The organism is Amaricoccus sp. W119, assembly GCF_047275745.1.
Taxonomy (GTDB): Bacteria; Pseudomonadota; Alphaproteobacteria; order Rhodobacterales; family Rhodobacteraceae; genus Amaricoccus.
Genome location: NZ_JBKQWU010000002.1, coordinates 44,155 through 60,981, shown reverse-complemented (window position 1 = coordinate 60,981; position 16,827 = coordinate 44,155). Strand labels below are relative to the sequence as shown.

Here is a 16,827-nt window from a genome sequence, read left to right as displayed (position 1 = left end):
GCTGAGAGTGGGGCGGGATCTGCACGCGAGCGCACCCGCCGCGCTTTCGGTTCCGGGGTCCCGATCCGGGGTCATCAGGCCGGTGCCCTTAGCCCGCGGCCCGATCAGCCCCCGGCCTCGCAGACCGCCGCGAGTGGCGCCGGTGGCGGTCCGTCGCGCTTCGCCGCCTTGGCCAGAGCCCGGTAGTCGCCGCCAAGCCGGTCATAGCTCGCCTTCTGGCCAACGGAGGGTTTGTAGACCGGGGCGGGCTCGCCGATGAAGGCGGCGAGGTTGGCATCGACCGCCTCGTAGAGCGCCGGGTCGATCTGATAGGCGAGATAGATGAGCTGCGCGGCGTCGCGCACCGTCGAGGTCTTCTTCTGTTCGACCGCCTTGCCGTTCTTCGAATACCGCGCGACCTGGCGGGCGACGATCCGGGGCTGCGCGCGCCCCTCCAGCGCCCGGCTGAGCATCAGCGTCAGGCGTTCCCGCTGCGCGTCGCTTTCGAGAAAGCCGCAGCCCCGCGCCTTGGACATCATCGCCATGGCGAGAACGGGCATGCTCGCATAGGTCTGGTAGTGCAGCGACCGGTCGCCCCGCTCCATCTCGAGCGGCAGGAAGCCGTCGTTCCTCGGGTCCTTCGAGCCCATCGTCACCTGGTCGAGCGCGGCGTCGAAGACGCGGCGGCTCTGCGCCATCAGCTCCGCGTCCTCGGCCATGAAGGCCGTGGGCAGGATCGCATAGCCGCGCCAGTACTGGAGATTGTCCTCGTTCTTGGCCTTGCGCTCCCGGTCGATCATCGCCGAGACCGGGCCTGTCAGCTCACGGAACCAGGCGATGATCTCGTCATCGGCCGTCCCGTTCTCCGTGGCGATCTCCCTCGCGGCCTCGCGCACCTCGGGATGCGCGAAATAGGCCGCCGACAGCCCGCCGAGCGTCCAGCTGATCTTGTGCTGACTCTGGTTCGTGTTGCCATCGTCGCCGAGCCGCGTCATCGCATCCGCGCCCGCCCAGGCGTGGAGCATGTTGGCGGCGCAGGCCGCCGCCTTGGGCGAGTCGGCGGCCGCCTCGCTCCGCGACACGACCTCCTCGAGATAGGTGTCGAGGAAGCGCGTGCCGAATTCGTTCTTGCGCAGCGTCGAGCAGTCGATGACCCGGTTCGAGCCCCGCTTGTAGACGCGGTAGGACTGGATCGTGCGCTGCGGCGGGATCACGCCGATCTCGCAGCCGGGTATGGTCTCGCGGAACTGGTCGATCCATTCGTCGTAATCCTGCCGCTCGTCGGGCAGGAAACAATCGGCGCGGGTGTCGGTGTAGCGCTTGATCGCCTTCGGCATCGCGGCGTCCGGCGCCTCCTGCGCCAGCGCGCCGCCGGACGCGGCGGTCAGGGCGACGAGAAGCGCCGTGCAGATCGTCGTGCCGATCACCCTGCCTGCCCGCGCGGCGAACCGCCGCGCGGGGCGTTTCGGGCGCGGGTCGCGCGCCCGGCCCATCAGAGCCCCGGGTAGAGCGGGAAACGGTCGCAGAGCGCCTGGACCCGCGCCTTCACGCTCTGTTCCACCTCGCCATTGCCGTCGATGCCGTTCTTCGCCAGCCCGTCCAGCACTTCGACGATCAATTCGCCGATCTCGCGGAACTCGGCCTCGCCGAAGCCGCGGGTCGTGCCGGCGGGCGTGCCGAGGCGGACGCCCGAGGTCACGGTCGGCGGCTGCGGATCGAAGGGGATGCCGTTCTTGTTGCAGGTGATATGCGCCCGGCCGAGCGCGGTCTCCGCGTCCTTACCGGTCACGTTCTTCGGCCGGAGGTCAACCAGCATCAGATGCGTGTCGGTGCCGCCCGTCACGATGTCGAGCCCGCCCTTCATCAGCGTCTCGGCGAGCGTCCTGGCATTGGCGACCACGCTCGCGGCGTATTCCGAGAACTCGGGGCGCAGCGCCTCGCCGAAGGCCACCGCCTTGCCGGAGATCACATGCATGAGCGGCCCGCCCTGCAGGCCGGGGAAGATCGCCGAGTTGATCTTCTTCGCGATCGCCTCGTCATTGGTCAGCACCATGCCGCCCCGAGGGCCGCGCAGGGTCTTGTGCGTCGTCGTCGTCACGACATGGGCGTGCTCGATCGGGTTCGGATGCTGGCCGCCCGCGACGAGGCCCGCGAAATGCGCCATGTCCACCATGAGAAAGGCGCCGATCTCGTCGGCCACCTGGCGGAAGCGGGCGAAATCGATCTGGCGGGGGATCGCCGAGCCGCCGGCGATGATGAGCTTCGGCCTGTGCTCCCGGGCGAGTTCTTCCATCTGGTCGTAGTCGAGCTGGCTGTCCTGCTGGCGCACGCCGTAATGCACCGCCTTGAACCACTTGCCCGACATGTTGGGCTTCGCGCCGTGGGTCAGGTGGCCGCCCGAGGCGAGATCCATCGCGAGGAAGGTGTCGCCGGGCTTGAGCAGCGCCAGGAACACCGACTGGTTCGCCTGGCTGCCGGAATTGGCCTGGACATTGGCATAGGCCGCGCCGAAGAGCCGTTTCGCCCGCTCGATCGCGAGTTCCTCGGCGACATCGACATACTGGCAACCGCCGTAGTAGCGCCGTCCGGGATAGCCCTCGGCGTATTTGTTCGTCATCACCGAGCCCTGCGCCTGCAGGACGGCGAGGCTCACGATGTTCTCCGAGGCGATGAGTTCGATCTCGTCGCGCTGGCGGGTCAGCTCGTTGCCGATCGCCTGGGCGAGCTCCGGATCGCGTGAGCCGAGGTTCTCGGTGAAAAAGCCGCTGTCGGTCTGAGTGTCTTTCACGGGCGGGTCTCCGGGCCATGAGGGTTCGGGCTTGCCCGGGTGATAGCGCGATCAAGGATCGCGCGAAACCCGGCAAAACGTCCCTCGGCTTTAGTACGACACTACACCCTCCGCCGCGTCGTTCGCGACAGGATTTCGCGCAGGGGCGGCGCGGGCGCGGCGGGCCCCAGACGCGGGGTCTCGCGCGGGGTCTCCGGGCGGATTCCGCGCGGGCGGGGGTTGCACCGCCGTTGGCGGGACACCATCCTCTTGGCGAAGCATTTCGACAGTCATCGCATGGACCAGCATCGGCTCAACATCGCCCGCGTCTCGGCGGCGCTTCGTCCGCCCGCGGGCCGCGCGTTCGCGGGCACGTCGGATTTCGACCTCAATCCGGGCATGCGCCCGCCGGGGCCGTGGCGGCTCAGCGCCGCCTCCGTGCTGGTGCCCCTGGTCGAGCGCGGCGCGGAACTCAGCGTCGTGCTGACCCGGCGCGCGGCGCGGCTCAGGCATCATCCGGGCCAGATCGCCTTCCCGGGCGGCAAGCAGGACCCCGGCGATCCGACGCCGCTTCACGCGGCGCTCCGCGAGGCGCGGGAGGAGATCGGGCTCGACCCGGCGTCGGTGAGCGTGCTCGGCTGTTTCGACCGGCACGAGACGGTGACGCGTTTCTCCGTCACCCCCTTCGTCGGGCTGGTCGCCCCGGGATTCGAGCCCCGGATCGATCCGTCCGAGGTGGAGGAGGTCTTCGAGGTGCCGCTGGCCTTCCTCGTCGATCCGGCGCACCGAAGGACGCAACGCCGCGTCTGGTCGGGCCATGAGCGAATTTATGTGGCGATCCCCTATGGTCCCTACTACATCTGGGGGGCGACGGCGCGGATGCTGATCACGCTTGGCGACCTGATCGGGGCGCCGTGAGGGCGACCGAGGCGACGGGAGCGGGGGCGCCACCGGGGACGCGCGTCGCGGCGGACTGGCTGATCGGCGGCGGCGGCCCGAAGATCATGGCGCTGCTCGCCAGCGCCGGGCATCGGGCCTATTTCGTCGGCGGCTGCGTGCGCAACGCGCTGATCGGCGCGGCGGCGACGGATATCGACATCGCGACCGACGCGCGGCCGGAGCGTGTGCTGGAACTCGCCGAGGCGAACCGGATCAAGGCGGTGCCGAGCGGCATCGACCATGGCACGGTGACGCTGGTCCTGCGTGGCGCGCCCTATGAGGTGACGACCTTCCGCCGTGATGTGGAGACCTTCGGCCGCCACGCGGTCGTCGCCTTCTCCGAGTCGATCGCCGAGGACGCCGCGCGGCGCGACTTCACGATGAACGCCCTCTACGCCGATGACTCCGGCGAAGTGCTCGATCCGCTCGGCCAGGGGATCGCCGATCTCGCGGCGCGGCGGCTCCGGTTCGTCGGCGATCCGGAGCGGCGCATCGCCGAGGATTACCTGCGCATCCTGCGCTTCTTCCGCTTCCATGCCTGGTACGCCGATCCCGACGGCGGGCTCGACGCCGAGGGGCTGGCGGCCTGCGCGGCCGGGCAGGAGGGGCTCGACGGCCTGTCGCGCGAGCGGATCGGGGCGGAGACGCGCAAGCTCCTCGCCGCTCCGGAGCCGGGGATGGCGGTGGCGGCGATGGCGGCGAGCGGGATTCTCGCCCGCATCCTGCCCGGCGCCGACCCGCGCCTGCTCGGTCCGCTCGTCACGGTGGAGGATCTCGCCGGCGTCGCGCCGGATTGGACGCGGCGGCTCGCGGCGTTGGGCGAAGCAGAGGATTGGGGGGACCGGCTGAGGCTCTCCAAGGCGGAGACGCGGCATCTCCGGGCGATCCGGGCGGCGCTCGGCATGGCCGCGCCGGCGGAGGCTGCCTATCGCCTCGGGCCGCGAGCCGCGCTCGACGCCGGGCTCATTCGCGCGGCGAGCCTCGGCGCGCCGCCGGACCTGGGTCTCTCCGCCGAGATCGCGCGGGGCGCCGCGGCGCGCCTTCCGGTCGCCGCGGCCGATCTCGACCTCCAGGGCCCGGCGCTCGGCGCGGCATTGCGCGGCCTTGAGCACGCGTGGATCGCGTCGGACTTCGCGCTGACGCGGGAGGAACTGCTTGGCCAACTTGGCGGGGCCGAGGCGCCGGGAACCGGCGATTAGCCCCGGTCAACCCGCGTCAACCCCCTTGGCCCCGCGTCTCAGGGCCATTTGGCAACCGGGGGCAGTGACATCAGCACCGCTTCGGGATTGTGGCCGGTCCTGAGGCCGAACTGGGTGCCCCGGTCGTAGACGAGGTTGAACTCCGCGTAGCGTCCGCGTTTCACAAGCTGGATCTCGCGCTGCTCCTCGGTCCAGGGCTCGCGCATGTGCCGTTCGGTGAGCGCGGGGAAGGCGGCGAGGAAGGCGCGGCCGACATCCTGGGTGAAGGCGAAATCGGCCTCCCAGTCGCCAGTCGCGAGATCGTCGTAGAAGATCCCGCCGACGCCCCTCGGCTCGTTCCAGTGCCGGATCATGAAATACTCGTCCGCCCATGCCTTGAACCGCGGGTAATAGCCCGGATCATGCGCGTCGCAGGCCTCGCGCATCCTCGCGTGGAAGAAGGCGGTGTCCTCGGCCACCTCGATCATCGGATTGAGATCAGCGCCGCCGCCGAACCAGCTTCCCGCGGGGGTCCAGAACATGCGCGTGTTCATGTGGACCGCTGGCGTCAGGGGAGAGCGCATGTGCGCGACGAGGCTGATGCCGCTCGCCCAGAACCGCGGGTCCTCGTCGAGACCGGGGATCTCCTTGCGCGCGGTCAGGTGCTTCCGCGCCATCGGCTCCAGCGTGCCGTGGACGGTCGAGATATTGACGCCGACCTTCTCGAAGACCCGGCCCCCGCGCATCACCGACATGACACCGCCGCCCGCGTCCTCGCCCTCGACCGAAGCGCGGCGCCGCGTCTCCTTGCGCTCGAAACGGCCGGGCGGCAGATCGGCGAAAGGACCCGCGTCCTGCGCGTCCTCGAGCGCCTCGAAGGCCGCGCAGATCCGGTCGCGCAGTTCCGTGAACCAGGCGCTCGCCCGCGCCTTGCGCGCCTCGGCCGCCGCTTCGGAGCCCGTCTCAGCTTCCACCCGTCCGACCATCGCACCCTCGTCCCAGTCTTTCCGCCGTTCCGTTACCGGCATCTTCGCGCTCCTGTCCAGCCGCGACCACCTCGGAGGCGTCGCGCGGCCGGTCTGAGCGAAGCGCCGGCGTCCCGCCTTGCGCCCGATCAATTCCCGATCAATCCGCGCGTCATCGGGCACGCATCGGGGCGTGACATTCCGGCGCGATCGCGGTAAAAGACCGCCGACCTTCAAGGGAGATGACGATGGAACGTTTCGGGACCCCAGCGCGCGCCTGACCGCCGCCCGAAACCGGGCGTCTGGCCCGCAGCCTCCATTCTCGTCCGCAAGTTTTCTCCGAAGGCCATCCCATGTTCCGTTTCTTCGAGTCGCTGGTCGACCCCTACGCGCCCTATGACCGCGACGCGGCGCCCCCTGACCGGCTGTGGCCCTTCCTCGCCGAGTACCTGCGCCCGGCGCGGAGCGCGATTCTCTGGACGCTTCTGACCGTGCTCATCGTCGGGACCGGCGAGGTCGTGTTGATCTGGTACGCTGGACGCATCGTCGATCTCCTGGGCTCGGGGGCGCCCGCCGAGGTCTGGGCGCGGCATGGCGTCGAATTCGTCCTCGCCGCCGCGCTGCTTCTCTTCGTCAAGCCGGTCGTCCAGACGCTCGGCTCGGCCATGCTGAACCAGGCGCTGATGCCGAACGTCGACGCGCTCGCCCGCTGGCGCTCGCATCGCCATGTGCTGCGCCAGTCCGTCGGCTGGTTCCAGAACGATTTCGCCGGGCGGATCGCGAACCGGCTGATGCAGACCGCGCCGGCGGTCACCGATGTCGTCTTCCAGGTGATCGACGCGCTCGCCTATTCCGTCGTCTATCTCCTCGGTGCGATCTGGCTTCTGGCCGGAACGGATGCGCGACTCGCCGTGCCGCTGGTGATCTGGACGGCGCTCTATCTCGGGCTGATCCTGCGGATGATCCCGCGGATCGAGGCGGCTTCGCGCGCCTTCTCGGATGCGCGTTCGACGCTGAGCGGCCGGATCGTCGATTCCTACGCCAATATCCAGTCGGTGAAGCTCTTCGCGCATGGCGGCTCCGAGGAAGCCTATGCCGACGAGGCGATCGAGGCGACCCGCGCCGCCTTCGCGCGGCAGACGCGGGAGATGACGACGCTCGACCTCGGGCTCTCGATCCTGAATGGGCTGCTCATCGTCTCGGTTGTCGGCTTCGCCGCCTGGCTCTGGGGGCTCGGGGCGGCGACGCTCGGCACGGTCGCCGCCGCGACGGCGCTGACGCTGCGGCTCAATTCGATGACCTACTGGATCATGTGGGTGCTCTCGGACCTGTTCCGCCAGATCGGCGTGATCCGCGAGGGGATGCTCACGATCTCGCAGCCGATCGACCTCACCGACGCGCCCGAGGCGGCGGAGCTTCGCGTCGAGGGCGGCGAGATCGCCTTCGACGCGGTGTCGCATCATTACGGACGCGGCGCGGGCGGGCTCGACCGGGTGACGCTCACGATCCGTCCGGGCGAGAAGGTCGGGATCGTCGGCCGCTCCGGCGCGGGCAAGTCCACCCTCGTCAATCTCGGCCTGCGCTTCTTCGATCCCGAGGGTGGCACGGTCCGGATCGACGGCCAGGACATCCGCGCGGTGACGCAGGACAGCCTTCGCCGCCGGATCGGCATGGTGACGCAGGACCCCTCGCTCCTGCACCGCTCGGTGCGCGAGAACATCCTCTACGGCCAGCTCGAGGCCGCGGAAGAGGCGATGATCGCCGCCGCGCGGCGGGCCCAGGCGCATGACTTCATCATGGCGCTGCGCGACGCCGAGGGCCGGGTAGGCTATGACGCGGTGGTGGGCGAAAGGGGGGTGAAGCTCTCCGGCGGACAGCGGCAGCGGATCGCGCTCGCGCGGGTGATCCTGAAGGACGCGCCGATCCTGATCTTGGATGAGGCGACAAGCGCACTAGATTCCGAAGTCGAGGCGGCGATCCAGGACACGCTTTATGGCGTCATGGAAGGCAAGACGGTGATCGCGATCGCGCACCGGCTGTCTACCATCGCGCGGATGGACCGGATCGTCGTGCTTGATCAGGGCCGGATCGCCGAGCAAGGCACCCACGCGGAGCTTCGCGCGCAGGAAGGCCTCTATGCGATGTTCTGGGATCGCCAGTCGGGCGGTTTCATCAATCTGGAGGCGGCCGAGTGAAGCGGTTCTTCTCGAGTCTCATCGACCATACCCGGACCGCGGACGGGCCGCCGCCGGACCGGGTCTGGACCTTCCTGCGCTGGGCGCTCCGGGGCGCGCTGCCCGCCGTGCTGCTCGGGCTCGTCATCTCGGTCTCGGTCGGCGTGACCGAGGTCATGAGCGCGCAGATCATCGGCTGGCTCATCGACCTCGCGCAATCGAGCGGTCCGGCGACGCTTATCGCCGATCACTGGCACCTGCTGCTGCTCGCGATGGCGTTCTTCCTGCTGCTGCGTCCCGCCCTCATGGGCGCGGGCGCGGCGATGAACGCGCTGGCGCTCAATCCGAACCTCTATCCGCTGGTGCTCTCGCGGCTGAACCGGCACACGCTCGGCCAGGCGCTCTCCTTCTTCGACGACGATTTCGCGGGCCGTATCGCGCAGAAGCAGCAGCAGACGGCGCGCGCGATCACCGAGGCGGTGAGCGAGACGGTGAACACGCTCGGCCTCGCGGTGACGGCGATCGTCGGCGCGGTCGCCGTGATGGCGGGCGTCAACCTCTGGCTCGGCGCGGTGATGCTGGTCTGGCTCTCGGCCTATGTCGTGCTGATCCGCCACTACATGCCGAAGATCCGCGGCGGCTCGACCGAGCGGGCGGCGGCGCGCGCCGTCGTGACGGGCCAGGTCGTCGACACGATCACCAATATCGCCACGGTCAAGCTCTTCAGCCATGGCGAGGGCGAGGATCAGGCGACGAGCCGCGCGCTCGGCGGCTACCGCGAGGCGGCGATCCGCTTCGGCACCGCGAGCGCGTCGTTCCGCTTCTGGCTGATGACGCTCTCGGGCGGGCTTCCGGTGCTGCTCGTCGGCGGCGCGCTCCTGCTCTGGACGCGGGGAGCGGCGAGCGCGGGCGAGATCGCGACGGCCGGCATGATCGCGACGCGGCTGGCGCAGATGTCGGGTTGGGTCAGCATGACCGCGATGGGCATCGTCGCGAATTTCGGCGAGATCGAGGACGGGATGAAGACGTTGAGCCCGCCGCACCGGATCACCGATGCCTCGCATGCGACGCCCGCGACCGCGCCGGCGCGGGGGCAGGTCGATTTCGACGCGGTGCGCTTCGGCTATGGACGCAAGCAGGCGGCGCTCGGAGGCTTCACGCTCAACGTGCGGCCGGGCGAGCGGGTGGCGCTCGTCGGCCGGTCCGGCGCCGGCAAGACCACGGCGGTCTCGCTCCTGCTCCGGCTCTACGATGTCGAGGGGGGCCGCATCCTTCTCGACGGGGTGGACATCCGCGACCTGACGCAGGACTCGCTCCGCGCGCAGATCGGCGTGGTGCGGCAGGAGACCGCGATGTTCAACCGCTCGGCGCTCGAGAACATCCGCTACGGGCGTCCCGGCGCGACCGAGGAGGAGGTCCACGAGGCGGCGCGGCGGGCGGAGGCGCACGAGTTCATCCTGGGTCTGCGCGACTACAAGGGCCGCGAGGGCTACGAGGCGCATCTCGGCGAGCGCGGGGTGAAGCTCTCCGGCGGCCAGCGGCAGCGGATCGCGCTCGCCCGCGTCATCCTGAAGAACGCGCCGGTCCTGGTGCTCGACGAGGCGACCTCGGCGCTCGATTCAGAGGTCGAGGCCGTGATTCAGGACACGCTCGACGTGGTGATGGAGGGCAAGACGGTGATCGCGATCGCGCATCGGCTCTCGACCATCGCGCGCATGGACCGGATCGTGGTGCTGGACGACGGGCGGATCGTCGAGGAAGGCACGCATGCGGAGCTTCTGCGCCGGGGCGGGCTCTACGCCGGGTTCTGGAACCGCCAGTCCGGCGGCTTCATGGATCTCGCCGCCGAATGAGTTCGCGTGGCGAGGCGGGCGGGAGAGCGCCTGCACGGCCCGAAACTCGACCAGGCACCCGGCTCGATCAGGCGCTGGTCGCCCGCGGCCTTGCCGAGAGCCGTGCCCGCGCCCAGGCGCTCATCGCCGCCGGGGTCGTTCTCGTCGATGGCACGGCCGCGGCGAAGCCGGCGCTGAAGGTCGGCCGGGGCGCGGTGCTTGCACTGAGCGGTGACCCGCTCCCCTATGTTTCCCGCGCCGCGGTGAAGCTTCTCCACGCGCTCGACGCCTTCGCGCTCGATCCGGCGGGCGCGGTGGCGCTCGATCTGGGGGCGTCCACCGGGGGGTTCAGCCAGGTGCTGCTCGAACGCGGCGCGGCAGAGGTCTGGGCGGTGGATGTGGGGCATGGTCAGCTGGCGCCCGCGCTCCTCGGCGAGCCGCGGCTGCACCTGATCGAAGGGCTGAACGCCCGCGATCTCGGGCCGGACCACGTGCCGCCGCCCGATTTCGTCGTCTCCGACCTCTCCTTCATATCGATCGCCAAGGCGCTGCCGCCGGCGCTGACCCTCGCGCGGCCCGGCGCGGCGCTGGTCGCGCTCCTGAAGCCGCAGTTCGAAGTCGGCCCGGCCTTCGTCGGCAAGGGCGGGATCGTGCGCGACGCGGCGGCGGTGGCGCGGGCACGGGAAGCGGCGCGCGCGTTTCTCGCGGCTTCCGGCTGGACCCTGATCGGCGAGGCGGAGAGCCCGATCCTCGGCGGCGACGGCAATACCGAATATCTGATGGCGGCGCGGAAGGGGGACTGACCTAGAGCCCGAGCCGGTCGAGCGCGGCGTCGAGCGGCGCGGGGTCCGCGAAGCCGAGCCGGACCGGCAGCGGCAGAACCTCGGCGCGCACCGCGGGCGGCAGGCGTACGGCGTCCTTCTCGGTCGTCACCAGCTGCGCGCCCAGCGCCTTCGCCTCGGCGCGCAGCCGGGAAAGGAGCCGGGGGTCGTAGGTCGCATGGTCATCGAAGGACCGGGTCGCGACGATCTCGGCGCCCTCCTCGCGAAGCGTGGCGAAGAACTTCTCCGGCCTGCCGATCCCGGCGAAGGCGAGCGCGCGCACGTCCCCCCAATCCATCCCCGTCCGAAGCGGCCGGATCTCCGCCCCGACCAGGGGAAGCCGCGCGGCCTCGGGCCAGTCACGTGCGAAGCTCTCCCGCGCCGGCGCCGGGCCGATCGCGAGCACGAGGCCGGCGCGGGCGAGGCCGCTCGCGACCGGTTCGCGCAGCGGGCCGGCGGGAAGCACGCGGCCGTTGCCGAAGCCGAAGCCGGCATCCACCACGACGATGGCGAGATCCTGCGCGAGCCCGGCGTTCTGGAACCCGTCGTCCATGACCAGCACCTCCGCGCCGGCCGCGACGGCGGCGACGGCGGAGGCGGCCCGGTCGGCGCCGATCCAGACCGGGGCGAAGGGCGCGATGAGCAGGGGTTCGTCGCCGACATCCTCGGCTGTGTGGCGCCGTTCCTCGACCTGGAGCGGGCCTTCGAGCCGCCCGCCGTAGCCGCGCGAGATCACATGCGGCACCCGCCTGCGCGCCCGGAGCCGCTCGACGAGCGCGATCACCGCGGGCGTCTTGCCGCTGCCGCCGACGGTGATGTTGCCCACGCAGATCACCGGCACGCCGACCCGGACCCGAGCGCCGCGCGCGAGACGCCGCGCCGCCACCGCCGCCCAGAGCCAGGAGAGCGGCGCGAGCAGCCGCGCTTGCCAGCCGGGGGCGCGCGGCGGGTTGCTCCAGAAGGCAGGCGCGCGCATCAGCGCGGCCGGTCGAGCAGGGTCGCGATGGTGTCGAGGACCGTGTCGGTGACCTCCGCCCCCTCGGAGCAGGCCGCCCAGGCATTCGCGGCCATCGCCGCCGCGCGGTCGGGGGCGAGTGCGAGGGTGAGCTCGCGGCCGAGTTCCTCCGCGTTCGTCACCTCGATCGCCGCGTTCGCCGCCCTGAGCCGGGCATAGGCGTCGGAGAAATTGCGGACATGCGGGCCATAGAGGATCGCGCTGCCGAGCAGGGCCGGCTCGAACGGGTTGTGCCCGCCGATCTCCATCAGGCTGCCGCCGATGAAGCTGACCGAGGCGATCCGGTACCAGAGCCCCATCTCGCCCAGCGTATCGGCGAGATAGACGTCGGTCTCGCCCCGGATGGCCTCGCCCTTCGAGCGCTGCGCGACGGTGAGCCCGCGCGCGCGCAGCAGCGCCGCCACCTCGTCGCCGCGACCCGGGTGCCGCGGCGCGAGGATGAGCGCGAGCATGGGGAGCGAGCGGCGCGCGGTCAGATGCGCGGCGATCGCCATCTCCTCCTCGCCCGGATGGGTCGAGGCGGCGAGCCAGATCGGCCGCCCCGCCAGCGCGCGGGCGATGGCGACGCGCTCGGTCTCGTCATGCGGCAGCGGCGCCGCGCCTTCCTTCAGCGAGCCGGTGACGCTCAGCCGCTCCGGATCGGCGCCGAGCGCGGTCAGCTGCTGGCCTGCGAGATCGTCCTGCGCCAGGATCCGGTCGAAGCGGCGCAGCAGCCCGCGCGCGAGCCCGCGCAGCAGCCGCCAGCGCCGGTAGCTGCGGTTCGAGATCCGCGCGTTGATGAGCAGCATCGGGATACCGCGCGCCGATGTCGCGTCGAGCGTGGCGGGCCAGAGCTCGCTTTCGGTCCAGACCGCGAGGTCGGGACGCCAGTGGTCGAGGAACCGCTCGACCCAGGGCAGCACGTCGGCGGGCGCGAACTGATGCAGGCAGCCGGGGGGCAGGCGCTCGGCGAGGAAACGCTCGGAGGTGACGGTCACCGTGGTCACGAGCGAGGTCACGTCGGGATGGGCGAGCTCCAGTCGGCGCAGGAGTTCGAGCAGCGAGGCTGCCTCGCCGACGGAGGCGGCGTGAAACCAGATCAGCCGGCCCTCGGGGCGCGGCAGGCTGGCCTGTCCCATCCGCTCGCCCATGCGCTCGGGATGTTCCTTGCCCGCCATGCGCCGCCTGAGCAGCAGCCTTTGCGTCGCGGGGCCCAGCCGTCGCGACACGAAGAGATAGAGGCCGAGAAGGATCGAGCGGGGCGCGACGGGAGCCATGATGCCTGCGTGCTGTCAGCCGCCGGAAGCGGGCTTCGGCTCGTCGTGTAGCCGATGCAGGTGTGCGATGAAATAGCGCACATGCGCGTTGTCGACCGTGCCCTGGGCCTTGGCCTTCCAGGCGGTGTAGGCGCTCGCGTAGTTCGGGAAGATCCCCACGATATCAATCGCGTCCACGTCACGAAACTCGGTGCCCCCGGCATCGGTCAGCTCACCGCCGAACACGAGATGCAACAGCTGGGCCATATGTCGTCCTCCTCTGGATCGGTGGCGCGAGATTAGCCGACGCGGCGGTGAATTCAATGCCGGGAGGATTCAGCGCCGGGGATTCGATGCCGCGGCCGCGAGCCCGCGGCGACTCGCCTCAGCCGCGCGCCAGTCGTTCGAGGATCGGCGCGCGCAGGGCGGGGGCCGAGGCGAGGAAGCCCGGGAGCAGGGGTTCGGGCTGGTTGTAGCGCGGCGCCGCGCCACCCGTGGTGGCCACCGCCGCGCCCGCCTCGCGCGCGATGAGGTCGCCCGCCGCGACATCCCACTCCCAGGTCTTCCGGAGCGTCAGCATCGCATCGTATCTTCCCTCGGCGACGAGGCAGAGCCGGTAGGCGAGCGAGGGCCGGAAGTGTCGGTCGAACCCCGGCGGGGCCCCAATCCAGCGTTCCGGGTCCAGCGTCGTGCTGGTGGCGAGCAGTCCCGCGCCGTCGAGCTCCTCGCGGCGGCTGGCCGCGATCGACGTGCCGTTCATCGTGGCACCCGCGCCGGCCCGCGCGGCATAGGTCCGTTCCAGCATCGGCAGATGGACGACGCCCGCGATCACCTCGCCACCCTCGACGAGCGCGATCGAATGCGCCCAGGATTTCTGCCCGCCGAGGAAGGCGCGGGTGCCGTCGATCGGGTCGAGGACGAAGACCCGGTCGCGTGCGAGCCGCGCCGGATCGTCCGGCGTTTCCTCGGAGAGCCAGCCGTAGCCGGGCCGCGCGCCGAGCAGGTGTTCGCGCAGCATCGCGTCGATTTCGAGATCCGCCTCGGACACCGGCCCGAAACCGTCGGGTTTCTCCCAGACGGTCGGGCCGCGGTTGAAGTGGCGCCGGGCAATCTCGCCCGCCGCCTCCGCGGCTTCGATGATGAGCGCGAGATCAGTCGCCGGCAATGACGATCCCTTCCACGAGCAGACTCGGCACCACGCGCGAGAGATGACCGCGCGCGTCGTTCGCGGCGACGATCGAGCCCAGCATCTCCAGGAGATTGCCCGCGATCGTGCATTCGTTGACCGGGTGGACGATCTCGCCCTTCTCGACCCAGAACCCGCCGGCGCCGCGCGAATAGTCGCCGGTCGTCGGATTGATCGAGGCGCCGATGAGCGAGGTGACGACGAGCCCGGTCCCCATCGCGGCGACGAGATCCTCGCGCGTGGCCGAGCCCTGGGTGAGCGTGAGATTCGAGACGCCGGGCGAAGGCGGGGCCGAGGTGCCCCGGTTCGCATTCCCGGTGGTGGCGAGGCCGAGCTGCCGGCCGGTCGCGAGGTCGAGCGTCCAGGACTGGAGCACGCCATCCGCGACGATCGCGCGGCGGCGCGCGAGGATGCCTTCGCCGTCGAAGGGGCGCGAGCCGCCGACGCGCGCCCGGTGGGGGTCCTCGATGAGATCCATTCCGGCGGGCAGCACCTCGGTACCCATCGCATCGCGCAGCCAGCTCGAGCCGCGCGCGATGGCGCTCCCGTTCGCGGCCTGGACGAGGTGGCCGATCAGCGTCTGGGCGACGCGCTCGTCGAAGATCACCGGAAAGGCGCCGGTCGGAGGCTTCAGCGCGCCCTTGCGCGCCACGGCCCGCTCGCCGGCGCGGCGGCCGATGGCCTCGGGGTCCTCCATGTCGGCGAAATGCGTGCGCGAGTCATAGGCGTAGTCGCGCTCCATCGCGAGCCCTTCGCCCTGGATCGCCACCGCTTCGATCCCGTGATGCGTGCGCCCATAGCCGCCGGAGAAGCCGTTGGAGGCGGCGAGATGGAAGCGGCTGGAACTCCAGCTCGCGCCCGCGCTGTCCATCCGCGTCACACCCGGCACCGCGCGCGCCGCCGCCTCGGCGGTCAGCGCGGCCTCCCGCAGATCTTCCGGCCCGGGCAGATGGACGTGGTCGATGAGGTCGAGCGCCTGCGCGTCCCAGTCGGTGGCAATCTCCGACGGATCGGCGAGGCCGCACCAGGGGTCCTCCGGCGCTTCCCGGGCCATCGCGACCGCGCGCTCGGCCATCGCGGCGATGGTCTCGCGCCTTATGTCGCTCGACGAGACGCAGGCCTGCCGCTGGCCGATCAGCACCCGGAGCCCGATGTCGACGCCCTCCGAGCGGTCGGCCTGTTCGAGCGCGCCGTCGCGCACACCGATCGACAGGCTCTCGCCCTGGGCGGCGACGGCGTCGGCGGCGTCCGCCCCGGCGCGCTCGGCGGCTTCGAGCAGAGCCTCGGTCAGCAGCTGGAGGTCGGAGCCGGCGTCATGGGCCGTGTCGGGCATGTCAGAAGATCCTCGGGAGAGCATGGTAGAGAAGCCCGGCGCTCGCGGCGAAGAGCGCGAGGAAGGTCAGGAGCGTGCCGCCGGCGCGTTGCCATGCCGGGGCGGAGGCGCGCGTGAAATGCGCCGCGTGCAGCGCGCGGCCGAGCGTCAGGCAGAGGCCCAGCGCGTGCAGCTCCCAGGCCGGCGCGCCGAGCAGCGCCATGATGGCGAGGAGAATGAGGCCGAAGGGCGTGTATTCGGTGAAATTGGCCTGGCCGCGCATGGTGCGCGTCAGATAGGCGTCACCGCCGTCGCCGATCAGGACACCCGCCCGGCTCCGCGCCCGGCCGGCGGCCAGCGCGAGCCAGCAGAGCACGAAGCCGAGCAGGCTGGCGTAGAAGCCAACGATCAGAAGCCCTTGCGGTTCCTCCTGCGGCATGGCGGCTCCTCCGGCGGTGACGGGACGTCGTGAGAGGTAATCCCTTCCGCCCGGCGACACAACCTTGCGCGGTGCCGGGCGGCGTCTTGCGGGGTTGCCTTTCCGGCCCGCCCGCGCCTTTATCCGCGGGCGACTGGGAGGAGGGAGCCATGGGCGACAGTCTGGCGGGCAGGACGATCGTGATCACCGGCGCGAGCCGGGGCATCGGGGCGGCCGCGGCGGAGGCGATGGCCGCCGAGGGCGCGGCGCTCCTCCTCCTCGCGCGCTCCGCCGACCGGCTGACCACGCTCGCCGAGAAGTTGCGCGCGAAAGGCGCCCGGGTCGAGGCGATGACCTGCGACGTGGCGCGCTGGTCCCAGGTCGAGGCCGCGATCGGCCACGCGGACAAGGGGCTGGGCGGGCTCGACGCGCTCATCAACAACGCCGGCATGATCGACCCGATCGCCCCGCTCGCCAGCGGCGATCCGGGGGACTGGTCGCACCATATCGATGTCAATCTGAAGGGCATCTACCACGGCATGCGCGCCGCCCTGCCGGTGATGCGCGCGCGGGGGCGGGGCGTGATCGTGAACCTCAGTTCCGGCGCCGCGCACAACCCGCTCGAGGGCTGGAGCGCCTATTGCGCCGGAAAGGCCGGCGCGGCGATGCTGACGCGCTGTGCCCATCTGGAGATGAAGGGCCACGGCATCCGCGTCTTCGGCCTCTCGCCCGGCACGGTGGCGACCGACATGCAGCGGCGGATCAAGGCATCGGGTATCAACGCGGTGAGCCGGATGGATTTCGAGAGCCATGCCTCGCCCGAGGACCCGGCGAAGGCGCTGGTCTGGCTCTGCACCGAGGCGGCGGCGCCCTTCGCGGGTGAGGAGATCTCGCTCCGCGACCCGGAGATGCGCGCCCGGATCGGCCTCACGGGCGAGGCGCCACCCCGCCGCTGAGTCGCCGGTCCTCGATCCGCTCGCCCCTTCGCCTGCGCTTCTGGCGCGCC

15 protein-coding genes are annotated in these 16,827 nt (G+C 71.1%); 6 read left to right on the top strand and 9 right to left on the bottom strand.

The window, feature by feature from the left end; genetic code table 11:
• Positions 1–104: 104 nt before the first annotated feature.
• Both ACLJK8_RS02035 and glyA read right to left on the bottom strand, forming a co-directional pair.
• Positions 105–1,472: an alginate lyase family protein gene (locus ACLJK8_RS02035; RefSeq protein ID WP_413148333.1), complete on the bottom strand. Its 1,368-nt coding sequence runs from the start codon at positions 1,470–1,472 to the stop codon at positions 105–107.
• Positions 1,472–2,767 (bottom strand): serine hydroxymethyltransferase, encoded by a 1,296-nt coding sequence (glyA, locus tag ACLJK8_RS02030; RefSeq protein WP_413148332.1) that lies wholly within the window; start codon positions 2,765–2,767, stop codon positions 1,472–1,474. Before glyA ends, ACLJK8_RS02035 begins: the two co-directional genes overlap by 1 nt.
• A 249-nt stretch (positions 2,768–3,016) precedes the next feature.
• Between glyA and ACLJK8_RS02025 the strand changes: the two genes are divergently transcribed.
• Together ACLJK8_RS02025 and ACLJK8_RS02020 are read left to right on the top strand one after the other, a co-directional pair.
• Positions 3,017–3,664: an NUDIX hydrolase gene (locus tag ACLJK8_RS02025; protein WP_413148331.1), complete on the top strand. Its 648-nt coding sequence runs from the start codon at positions 3,017–3,019 to the stop codon at positions 3,662–3,664.
• 86 nt (positions 3,665–3,750) lie between these two features.
• Positions 3,751–4,884 (top strand): CCA tRNA nucleotidyltransferase, encoded by a 1,134-nt coding sequence (locus ACLJK8_RS02020; RefSeq protein WP_413148525.1) that lies wholly within the window; start codon positions 3,751–3,753, stop codon positions 4,882–4,884.
• 38 nt (positions 4,885–4,922) lie between these two features.
• On the opposite strand, the gene hemF is transcribed toward ACLJK8_RS02020, so the two are convergent.
• Complete coding sequence (hemF, locus tag ACLJK8_RS02015; protein ID WP_413148524.1) at positions 4,923–5,849, bottom strand: oxygen-dependent coproporphyrinogen oxidase; 927 nt, start codon at positions 5,847–5,849, stop codon at positions 4,923–4,925.
• 332 nt (positions 5,850–6,181) lie between these two features.
• On the opposite strand from hemF, the gene ACLJK8_RS02010 reads away from it, so the two are divergent.
• Genes ACLJK8_RS02010 through ACLJK8_RS02000 form a run of 3 tightly spaced genes read left to right on the top strand, consistent with a single transcriptional unit; the run spans position 6,182 to position 10,637 of the window.
• Positions 6,182–8,023: an ABC transporter ATP-binding protein gene (locus tag ACLJK8_RS02010; protein WP_413148330.1), complete on the top strand. Its 1,842-nt coding sequence runs from the start codon at positions 6,182–6,184 to the stop codon at positions 8,021–8,023.
• Positions 8,020–9,855: an ABC transporter ATP-binding protein gene (locus ACLJK8_RS02005; protein WP_413148329.1), complete on the top strand. Its 1,836-nt coding sequence runs from the start codon at positions 8,020–8,022 to the stop codon at positions 9,853–9,855. The genes ACLJK8_RS02010 and ACLJK8_RS02005 overlap by 4 nt, the downstream gene beginning before the upstream one ends.
• Positions 9,852–10,637, top strand: a complete 786-nt coding sequence (locus ACLJK8_RS02000) for a TlyA family RNA methyltransferase (RefSeq protein WP_413148328.1) — start codon at positions 9,852–9,854, stop codon at positions 10,635–10,637. Before ACLJK8_RS02005 ends, ACLJK8_RS02000 begins: the two co-directional genes overlap by 4 nt.
• Before the next feature lies 1 nt (position 10,638).
• On the opposite strand, the gene lpxK is transcribed toward ACLJK8_RS02000, so the two are convergent.
• The 6 genes from lpxK to ACLJK8_RS01970 form a co-directional block, all read right to left on the bottom strand.
• Positions 10,639–11,631, bottom strand: coding sequence for a tetraacyldisaccharide 4'-kinase (gene lpxK / locus ACLJK8_RS01995; protein WP_413148326.1), 993 nt, complete (start codon positions 11,629–11,631; stop codon positions 10,639–10,641).
• Positions 11,631–12,926 carry a 3-deoxy-D-manno-octulosonic acid transferase gene (locus ACLJK8_RS01990; protein WP_413148325.1) on the bottom strand — a complete coding sequence of 432 codons (1,296 nt, stop codon included), beginning with the start codon at positions 12,924–12,926 and terminating at the stop codon, positions 11,631–11,633. The genes lpxK and ACLJK8_RS01990 overlap by 1 nt, the downstream gene beginning before the upstream one ends.
• Before the next feature lie 15 nt (positions 12,927–12,941).
• Entirely contained in the window at positions 12,942–13,172 is a 231-nt protein-coding gene (locus ACLJK8_RS01985) for a DUF4170 domain-containing protein (RefSeq protein WP_413148324.1), read from the bottom strand.
• A gap of 118 nt (positions 13,173–13,290) precedes the next feature.
• Entirely contained in the window at positions 13,291–14,070 is a 780-nt protein-coding gene (locus ACLJK8_RS01980; RefSeq protein ID WP_413148322.1) for a 3'(2'),5'-bisphosphate nucleotidase CysQ, read from the bottom strand.
• Positions 14,057–15,424 carry a TldD/PmbA family protein gene (locus ACLJK8_RS01975; RefSeq protein ID WP_413148320.1) on the bottom strand — a complete coding sequence of 456 codons (1,368 nt, stop codon included), beginning with the start codon at positions 15,422–15,424 and terminating at the stop codon, positions 14,057–14,059. Before ACLJK8_RS01975 ends, ACLJK8_RS01980 begins: the two co-directional genes overlap by 14 nt.
• A 1-nt stretch (position 15,425) precedes the next feature.
• Positions 15,426–15,842, bottom strand: a complete 417-nt coding sequence (locus ACLJK8_RS01970) for an MAPEG family protein (RefSeq protein WP_413148319.1) — start codon at positions 15,840–15,842, stop codon at positions 15,426–15,428.
• 149 nt (positions 15,843–15,991) lie between these two features.
• Between ACLJK8_RS01970 and ACLJK8_RS01965 the strand changes: the two genes are divergently transcribed.
• Entirely contained in the window at positions 15,992–16,777 is a 786-nt protein-coding gene (locus ACLJK8_RS01965) for an SDR family oxidoreductase (protein ID WP_413148318.1), read from the top strand.
• The last annotated feature ends 50 nt before the right edge of the window (positions 16,778–16,827 follow it).

Bases quoted from the DNA above. Each gene is read 5' to 3' on its own strand.
- ACLJK8_RS02000 (WP_413148328.1), top strand. From the start codon at position 9,852: ATGAGTTCGCGTGGCGAGGCGGGCGGGAGAGCGCCTGCACGGCCCGAA.
- ACLJK8_RS01965 (WP_413148318.1), top strand. From the start codon at position 15,992: ATGGGCGACAGTCTGGCGGGCAGGACGATCGTGATCACCGGCGCGAGC.
- lpxK (WP_413148326.1), bottom strand. From the start codon at position 11,631: ATGCGCGCGCCTGCCTTCTGGAGCAACCCGCCGCGCGCCCCCGGCTGG.
- ACLJK8_RS02020 (WP_413148525.1), top strand. From the start codon at position 3,751: ATGGCGCTGCTCGCCAGCGCCGGGCATCGGGCCTATTTCGTCGGCGGC.
- hemF (WP_413148524.1), bottom strand. From the start codon at position 5,849: ATGGTCGGACGGGTGGAAGCTGAGACGGGCTCCGAAGCGGCGGCCGAG.
- ACLJK8_RS01970 (WP_413148319.1), bottom strand. From the start codon at position 15,842: ATGCCGCAGGAGGAACCGCAAGGGCTTCTGATCGTTGGCTTCTACGCC.
- ACLJK8_RS02035 (WP_413148333.1), bottom strand. From the start codon at position 1,472: ATGGGCCGGGCGCGCGACCCGCGCCCGAAACGCCCCGCGCGGCGGTTC.
- ACLJK8_RS01985 (WP_413148324.1), bottom strand. From the start codon at position 13,172: ATGGCCCAGCTGTTGCATCTCGTGTTCGGCGGTGAGCTGACCGATGCC.
- ACLJK8_RS01975 (WP_413148320.1), bottom strand. From the start codon at position 15,424: ATGCCCGACACGGCCCATGACGCCGGCTCCGACCTCCAGCTGCTGACC.
- ACLJK8_RS01990 (WP_413148325.1), bottom strand. From the start codon at position 12,926: ATGGCTCCCGTCGCGCCCCGCTCGATCCTTCTCGGCCTCTATCTCTTC.
- ACLJK8_RS02010 (WP_413148330.1), top strand. From the start codon at position 6,182: ATGTTCCGTTTCTTCGAGTCGCTGGTCGACCCCTACGCGCCCTATGAC.